7 protein-coding genes and 1 pseudogene are annotated in these 8,168 nt (G+C 69.7%); 6 read left to right on the top strand and 2 right to left on the bottom strand.

The genetic code is table 11. The features are described from left to right. Positions 1–374 precede the first annotated feature (374 nt). A pseudogene (locus VG276_18810) lies at positions 375–710 on the top strand (response regulator transcription factor). A gap of 129 nt (positions 711–839) precedes the next feature. Here VG276_18810 and VG276_18815 read toward each other — a convergent pair. After that, entirely contained in the window at positions 840–1,865 is a 1,026-nt protein-coding gene (locus tag VG276_18815) for a hypothetical protein (protein ID HEV8651385.1), read from the bottom strand. A gap of 250 nt (positions 1,866–2,115) precedes the next feature. On the opposite strand from VG276_18815, the gene VG276_18820 reads away from it, so the two are divergent. The 4 genes from VG276_18820 to VG276_18835 are packed head-to-tail and all read left to right on the top strand — an operon-like array spanning position 2,116 to position 7,106. Next, positions 2,116–2,565 carry a response regulator gene (locus VG276_18820; GenBank protein HEV8651386.1) on the top strand — a complete coding sequence of 150 codons (450 nt, stop codon included), beginning with the start codon at positions 2,116–2,118 and terminating at the stop codon, positions 2,563–2,565. A gap of 12 nt (positions 2,566–2,577) precedes the next feature. Further along, complete coding sequence (locus VG276_18825) at positions 2,578–3,822, top strand: HEAT repeat domain-containing protein (protein HEV8651387.1); 1,245 nt, start codon at positions 2,578–2,580, stop codon at positions 3,820–3,822. A 3-nt stretch (positions 3,823–3,825) separates the two neighbouring features. Next, the gene (locus VG276_18830; protein ID HEV8651388.1) at positions 3,826–5,310 is read left to right on the top strand and encodes a glycosyltransferase; all 1,485 of its coding nucleotides are present in this window, start codon (positions 3,826–3,828) and stop codon (positions 5,308–5,310) included. Beyond that, positions 5,310–7,106, top strand: a complete 1,797-nt coding sequence (locus VG276_18835) for an ATP-binding protein (GenBank protein ID HEV8651389.1) — start codon at positions 5,310–5,312, stop codon at positions 7,104–7,106. Before VG276_18830 ends, VG276_18835 begins: the two co-directional genes overlap by 1 nt. A gap of 225 nt (positions 7,107–7,331) precedes the next feature. Here VG276_18835 and VG276_18840 read toward each other — a convergent pair whose 3' ends face one another. Next, on the bottom strand, positions 7,332–7,586 hold the full coding sequence (locus tag VG276_18840) for a TetR/AcrR family transcriptional regulator C-terminal domain-containing protein (GenBank protein ID HEV8651390.1): 255 nt from the start codon (positions 7,584–7,586) through the stop codon (positions 7,332–7,334). 112 nt (positions 7,587–7,698) lie between these two features. Here VG276_18840 and VG276_18845 point away from each other — a divergent pair. Beyond that, positions 7,699–8,168 (top strand): NAD(P)-dependent alcohol dehydrogenase (locus tag VG276_18845; protein ID HEV8651391.1); only part of this gene is annotated, 470 nt, incomplete at its 3' end.

Here is an 8,168-nt window from a genome sequence, read left to right on the forward strand (position 1 = left end):
CGGCTCGGCGCAGGACGCCGCACAGGTAGGTCAGGAAGGGGACGAACAGTACCAGGCCGATCACGGCGACGCGGAGCCTGAGGCCGGGATCTGCGATGAAGCTGGCGCCGAAGAGCAGGCTCGCGTACAGGATGCCGCTCGTGCCTGCCAGGCGGGCCGTGGTCTTGTCCGACATCGTTCACCTCCAAGGTGTGGGTGTTTGACGGTCGGTTCGAGGCTAGAGCGGCGGGCTTGCCGTGGCGTCGCCCGCGGTTGGTATCTCGGGTCCGCAGCCAGGGCGATGTTCGGGCCGGGTTGATCCGCAGCCAGGGTGATGACCAGCAGCGCCAGGCGGGTTACCGTCGCCGCATGAGACCCCTGGTGGTGCAGGAACGGGCGGCGCGCTGTTTGCCCCCTCGGTGACGCGGCGGCTGATCGAGGAGTTCAGCCGCCGCCTGCCGGCCAACCGCGAACTCCCTGCGGGGCTGGCCGACCTGACCCCTCGGGAGGTCGAGGTGCTCAAGCTGCTCGCCCGCGGCCTGTCCAACGCCGAGGTCGCCCAGACCCTGTATCTGAGCGAGCACACCGCAAGGACGCACGTGGCCCGCATCCTCGCCAAGCTCGGCCTGCGCGACCGCACCCAGGCCGTCGTGCTCGCCTACGAGTCCGGGCTCGTGCGGCCAGGCGCAGACCAGTCGGGCGCCGACCCGACCAAGCCCCGCCGGCCCTGAGCACGTTCCCGCAGCAAGGCCAGCGGCGGGCACCCGGCATGGCTGACCGGGTGCCCGCTGCCAGCGGTGACCAGGATGCTGACCGGGTGCCCGCCGCTGGCGGTGACCAGGATGCGGGGACGCGGCTTGTCAGTCGTCGGCGGCCATGTATGCGTCCACGTCGTCGACTGACAGGCCTCGGAACTGTGGGAGGTGGCCGTAGGTCTTCGTGATCTTCTTCGCCGCCTTCTCGAAGGCGCTGCGGTCGAGACCGTGGAAGGTGATCTTCGCAGGTTCGGCCTCGGCGAACTCCTGGCCGACCACGATCCCGGACTTCGCCCCCACCGAGCTCGCATAACGGAACTCGCTCCGGAGATGCCTGATGGATCCGTCGCGGCCCGACGTGAAGTTGCGGTAGGCCATCACCAGGACGTAGGCGTCGGGAAGGTCCTTCAGCATGTCGATGAGATGGAAGGCGGCAGGCTTGGTCGCTGCGTTGAAGGTGACCGGGCCGGGGGACTCGCCTTCCCCGTCGAACCAGAAGGGGATGGCGAAGCCGAGTTGCAGGCGGCCGTTGACGGGTTGGGCGTGCACCTCCTGATACGCCTGCACGATGCCCTGGAGCGTCTCGAGGTAGGCGACCAGCGCGGACTGCTCGTCGTCGAAGAAGCTCGGGTCCAGGTACGGCTCGATGTCGACTTGGACGCCTTGGAGGCGCTCGCTGGCGGTGGCGGTGGCGTTGTACTGACCGACGAGCCGGACGAGCTTGGGCCCGAGGTAGCGGCGTTCGGGTTCGGTCCAGGTGGGGCTGGCGCCGACTGCGTGGACGGCCAGGCCGAAGCTCGAGGCGTTCGCCACGAACTGCTTGATCTTGAGGCTGAGCTCGCCGAGGCGGGCCTGCTGTTCAGGGGTATCCGGCAGATCGGCGACATCGAGGTACTCGCCGAGGTCGATGTAGACGGTGGTGAATCCATGCCGGCGGAGGAAGCGAAGGCGCGCACGGCTCGCGCCGCTGGCGAGCTCGCTGATGCTGTGCCACTCGTAGACGGCGAGTCCGTGACGCTGCAGCTTCCTCGCACCCGAGGAGGGTCCGGCGACGGCGGCCTGAGTACCGCCCATGACAAGCGAGATCACGGCAGTGCAGACGAGGATCCTGGCGAGGGTCGCTCTGCGCATCCACGCTCCTCCCGACGAGTCGTCGCGGTCGATGAAGGCTCATCGGCGGCTTGGCGGTGCAGTTGAGGGTCAGGGTGACGCCCGGCCGGCGAGGCGCACATGGCCCTCGCGAATCGAACATCGCCCGCGACAGCCGCGATCTGCTCAAGCTGACCCTCGGCCAGGCCGACAACTTGCCCATCGTTGCTCAAGCCGACCCTTGGCCAAGCCGACAGCTTGCCCATCGTTGCCAATAAGGAGGGACGCCAAGTTGACGCAGACGCCGCGTACCACTGATGCCCGGATCCTCGTCGTGGACGACGAGCGGGTCAACGTCATCCTCTTGGAGCGCATCCTCCAGCAGGACGGGTACAGCAAGGTCAGGAGCACCAGCGACGCGTACAAGGCCGCGGCCCTCTACGACGAGTTCGAGCCCGACCTGGTCCTGCTCGACCTCCACATGCCCGGGCTGGACGGCTTCGCGGTGATGGAGCAGCTCGAGAGCCGGACTCCGCGTGACACCTTCCTGCCGATCATCATCCTGACAGCCGACATCAGGCCTGAGGTCAAGCGGCGGGCGCTGGCGGCCGGGGCGAAGGACTTCGTCACCAAGCCGTTCGACCGCACCGAGGTGCTGCTGCGGATCCAGAACCTGCTCGAGACGCGGTTCCTCCACCTCCGCCTCGACCGCCAGGTGGTCAGGCAGGGTCAGGGGACCTGAGTGGAACTGCACATGTGGCGTCGCTACGGCGACGCCGCCTACACCCTGGTGACCCTCGCGATCTTCGGCTTCGAGACGCTCGCGCTCGGCTGGCTGAGCCTCTCGTTCCTGCTGGGCAGGGCGACGGGCATCGCATCCACGCGGGTCGAGGGCGTGCTGCTCGCGACGGTGACCTCCACGGCGTCGGCGCTGGCGCTGCTCGGGCTCTACCTCCTCACCTACCACTTCACCAGCTCGCTGCGGGACCGGTGGCACGTGGAACGGCTCGACCAGTGGACCGAGCGGTGGATCGCGCTCGCGCTCGAGGACGTCCCCGCCGAGGCGGCTGCCGACACCCCCAGGCTGCGCCGGCTGCCCCGAGCCGCGGTGGACGCGGTGCTCAGCCTCCTGGAGGTCGTCAAGGGAGACGAGGGCGACAGGCTGAAGGCGGTGCTGGAGCGCCACGGCGTCGACCGCTTGTTCCTGCGGCAGCTGCAGAAGGGACACCTCGCGGCGCGGCTCGACGCGATCGAGGGCCTCGGGAAGGCACGCCTGCCGCAGGCGCTCGACCCGTTGCTCTCGCTCCTCCAGCACCCCAAGCCGGTGGTGCGGCGGATGGCCGTCCGGGCTGCCGCCGGCACCCTGGCGACCATGGCACCGGAGCCGGGGCGGGACGGCCCGGCAGGCAGGTTCATCCAGGCGCTTCAGGGGGCCTCCCTCCAGCCGGGGGTGGTCCAGGAGTCGCTGCTGCTCCTCGAGACCAGGGCCGGCGTGGTGCTGCGCGACCTGATGGCCGAGCCCGACCTGGATGACTCGCTGCGCTGGGTCGTGCTCGAGACCACCGGGCGGCTCGGCCTGGCGGACATGGCCGAGGAGGTTGCCGCGTCCACCGTCCATCCGGACCCGGAGCTGCGCGCGGCCGCCTTCCGCGCCCTGCACCGCCTGGGGTCGGTCCCTGAAGGCGCGCAGGCGTCGCTCCTGGCCGCGCTGGACGACGAGGTCGACTTCGTCCGGGTCCAGGCCGCCCATGCGGCAGCCTTCCTCTCGGCCGGGGCGGTGCTCCCGGCGCTCGAGTCCCGGCTGGGGGACGCCTCCTGGTGGGTACGCCGGGCGGCGGCCGCCTCGCTGGCACGCCTGGGCGACGACGGCGTGGCGACCGTCAGGCGGGCGGCGGAGACCCATCCCGACCGGGCCGCCCGCGACATGGCCGTGCAGGTTCTTCTAGAGACGGGTGTGCTTGACCCAGCCGCCGCCCGTCTGGTCAAGGGGGTGGCCTGATCCGTGTGGGACGTGCCGCTGACGCTCTACCAGTACATGCTGCTGGTCTACTTCTCCGGGCTCAACCTGTTGTATGGGCTGTTCTGCTGCGTCGGGCTGCGCGCGAGCGTGATCATCTTCGCCAGGGAGTTCTCCCAGGGCAGCCTGCGTGACCTGCTCGAGCGGGACGTCTACAAGCCGGTCTCCGTCCTGGTGCCGGCCTACGACGAGGAGGTGAGCATCGTCGGGAGCGTCCGCTCCCTCCTTGCCCTCCAGTTCCCGGAGTTCGAGGTCATCGTGGTCTCCGACGGCTCGACCGACCAGACGATGCAGCGGCTCATCGACGCCTTCGCGCTGGCGGAGCAGCCATGGGCCACCCGCCAGGACCTGCCGACCGCCCCGATCCGCCGCACCTTCCGCTCGCTCACCCATCCGCACCTGGTGGTGGTCGACAAGGAGAACGGCGGCAAGGCCGACGCCTTGAACGCCGGCCTCAACCTCGCCCGCTACCCGTTGTTCGCCGCGGTCGACGCCGACTCCATGCTGGACGCCGAGGCGATCCTGCGGGCCACCCGCCTGTTCGTCGAGGACGAGACCCTGGTGGCGGTGGGGGGGACCATCCGGCCCCTCAACGCCGCCGTCGTGCGGGACGGGCGCGTGACCGACCTCGTCATGCCGAAGCGCTGGCTCGAGCGCTTCCAGATCCTCGAGTACGCCCGCGCCTTCTTCACCGGCCGGTCCGGGTGGAGCCACTTCAAGAGCCTGCTCATCATCTCCGGAGCCTTCGGGCTGTTCCGGCGGACCGCGGTCCTGGAGGCCGGCGGCTTCCTGGTCGGGACGGTGAGCGAGGACATGGAGCTCGTGGTCCGGCTCCACAAGCACTTCCTGCGGGAGCGCAAGCCCTACAACATCCGCTTCACCCCCGACCCCATCTGCTGGACCGAGGTGCCCGCCGACCTCGGCACCCTGCGCCGGCAGCGCAACCGCTGGCACCGGGGGCTCTGCGAGACGCTGTGGAAGCACAAGGACATGCTGTTCAATCCTCGCTACGGCCGCTTGGGGATGGTCGCCGTCCCCTACTTCTGGTTCTTCGAGGCGCTCTCCCCGCTGGTGGAGATGTCCGGCTACGTCATCGTGGTGATCGGCATGCTGACGGGCTTCATCAGCCCCCGGTTCGCGATCCTGTTCGTGCTGCTCGCCGTCCTCTACGGGATGCTGCTCTCCCAGCTCGCCGCCGGCGTCGAGGTCTTCCTGTCCAACCGCTACCCGCGCATGCGGGACCGCGTCGTCATCTTCGTCGCCGCCTTCTTCGAGTTCCTGGGCTACCGGCAGTTCCTCGCGTTCGAGCGCACCCTGGCCACCATCCAGGTCCAGTGGAAGAAGGGGCAGTGGGGCAAGATGCGGCGCACGGGAGTCCAAGGGCCTCCTCCCGGCAGGCTCGTGCCTGTCGACGGGGGTGGCCCCGCCGGCGACCCAGCTGGCGAGCCCAAGCCGAAAGCGCACGTCTGATGGGGCTCCAAGACGACGCACGCCCGCTCGACTCCAAGTCCCCGGGCGCACGCCCGCTCGACTCCGAGTCCCTGGGCGCACGCCCGCTCGACTCCGAGTCCCCGGGCGCACGTTCTCTGGACTTCAAGTCCCTGTTCGAGGCGGCGCCGGGCCCGTACCTCGTTCTGGACCCGGAGCTGGTCATCGTTGCGGTGAGCGACGCGTACCTCACGGCCACCATGACCAGGCGGGAGGAGATCCTCGGGCGGGCGCTCTTCGAGGTCTTCCCGGACAACCCCGACGACCCCCAGGCCACCGGCGTGGGGAACCTGCGTGCCTCGCTCGACCGGGTGCGGCGGGACCGGGTTGCCGACACGATGGCGGTGCAGAAGTACGACATCCGGCGCCCCGACTCCGAAGGCGGAGCATTCGAGGTCAGGTACTGGAGCCCGCTCAACTCGCCGGTCCTCGACGCGGACGGGAACCTCGCCTGCATCATCCATCGCGTCGAGGACGTCACGGAGTTCGTGCTCCTCAAGCAGTTCGGAACAGAGCAGCAGCAGCTCACGGCAGATCTCCAGCAGCACAACGCCCGCATGGAGGCCGAAGTCCTGCAGCGCTCCAGGGACCTGCAGGAAGCGAACCGCAGGCTGCGAGCAGCCGACACCGCCAAGAGCGAGTACCTGTCGCGGATGAGCCACGAGCTGCGGACCCCGTTGAACGCGATCCTCGGCTTCGCGCAGCTGCTGGAGCTCGACGAGCTGCGCACCGACCAGCGCGAGAGCCTGGGCCACATCCTGTCAGCAGCGCGCCACCTGCTCGCCCTCATCAACGAGGTGCTGGACATCGCCGCCATCGAGGCGGGGCGGCTGCCGCTGTCGCTGGAGCCGGTCGCGGTGGCCGATGTGGTCGCCGAGGCCGTGGGCCTGATCCGGCCGCTGGCCGACCAGCATGGCGTCCTGCTGGTGAGCTCGGGGGAGAGGTGCGCCGAGCACGTCCTGGGTGACCGCCAGCGCCTCAAGCAGATCCTGCTGAACCTGCTGTCCAACGCCGTCAAGTACAACCGCGCGGGCGGCAGCGTGCAGCTGGCCTGCGAGCGGGGGGCGGGCGAGCGGCTCCGCGTCAAGGTCATCGACACCGGGCCGGGCATCGCGCCCGAGTCACTGGAGCAGCTGTTCGTTCCGTTCGAGCGGCTCGGGGGCGAGCAGCTCGGCGTCGAGGGCGCCGGCCTCGGCCTCCCCCTGTCCCAGGGCCTGGCCGAAGCGATGGGCGGCGCCCTCGAGGTGGCGACCACCCTCGGGCGGGGCAGCACCTTCTGGGTCGAGCTGCCGCTGGCCGAGAGCCCGGTCCAGCGCGCCGAGCGCGACCAGGACGGCTCCGCGGCCGCTCAGGACCATTCCCGGCGGGCCGGGCCGACGCTGACCGTGCTGTACATCGAGGACAACCTGTCCAACCTGCAGCTGGTCGAGCAGGTCCTGAGCCGGCGTCCGGGCGTCACGCTGATCTCGGCGATGCGGCCCCAGCTCGGCCTGGACCTGGCCAGCGAGCACCACCCCGACCTGGTGCTGCTCGACCTCCATCTTCCCGACATGTCTGGCGAGGAGGTCTTCCGTCGCCTGCAGACCAGCCCGAAGACCGCCGAGGTCCCGGTGGTGATCCTCAGCGCCGATGCCAGGCCGAGCCTGATCGCGCACATGCTCGAGCAGGGGGTCCGGGCGTTCCTGACCAAGCCGCTCGACGTCAAGGAGCTCCTCGGGCTCCTGGACACCATCGCGGTCGAGCAGCAGCGCGCAGGCGCACCAGCCCCCAGCTCCTGAGGGGCACCAACCCCAGCTCCTGAGGGGCACCAGCCCCAGCTCCTGACCCGGCTCCTGACCCGGCTCCTGAGCAGGGCACCAGCGGTCCTGCCCGTAACCTCTCGGCGGGCGATACCACCAGGTCAAGGGCAGGCGCACCCACCGTGTGCAGCAGGATTTGCGGGGCAACGTCGAGAGCGAGCTGACCACTCAGGCACGGGCTGACGTGGGGCGTGGGCGACGGCGTCAGCCTTGGTCGAGGGTTCTCTGGAGACCGTCGAGGATCAGGTCGAGCCCGAACTCGAAGTCCTCCTCGCGTCCCGACCGCATGATCTCGGTGATGACCTCGACGACGTGGGGGTACTCGTGCGCGGGGAGTTGGCCGAGGACGTCGGCCGACACCTGCTGGGTCTCCTCGACCGAGAAGCCGCCTTCCCGCAGCCGTCCGAGCGCCGCGTCCAGGTAGCGCGTCATGCCCGGGCCGATGTTGCAGCGCGACATGATGAGCAGCGCCGCCCAGGGGTGGGCCAGGCGGGGTAGCTTACATCGTAAGTGTACATCGTAAGTGCGTCACCGATGCCGGTCGGACCGGCCCCCAGCGAGGAGACAGTGCATGAAGGCGATCGTCCAAGACACCTACGGCTCGACGGATGTTCTCGAGCTCCGGGACATCGACAAGCCCCAGATCGCCGACGACGAGGTGCTGGTCCGCGTGCATGCGGCTGGCGTGGATCGGGGCGTCTGGCACGCCATGACGGGCTTGCCGTACCCCATACGCCTCGCCGGCTACGGCCTCCGCGCACCCAAGACCCCCGTTCCAGGCATGGACGTGGCCGGGGTCGTGGAGGCGGTCGGCAACGACGTGACCAGGTTCCAGCCCGGCGACGAGGTGTTCGGCATCGGCAAGGGCGCCTTCGCGGAGTACGCCCGCGCTCCCGAGAACAAGCTGGCGCCCAAGCCGGCGAACCTCACCTTCGAACAGGCGGCGGTGGTCGCCATCTCCGGCTTGCCCGCCCTGCAAGGCCTGCGCGACCACGGGCGGGTCGAGCCCGGCCAGAAGGTGTTGATCATCGGTGCGTCGGG

This window comes from Actinomycetes bacterium (assembly GCA_036000965.1).
Classification (GTDB): Bacteria; Actinomycetota; CALGFH01; order CALGFH01; family CALGFH01; genus DASYUT01.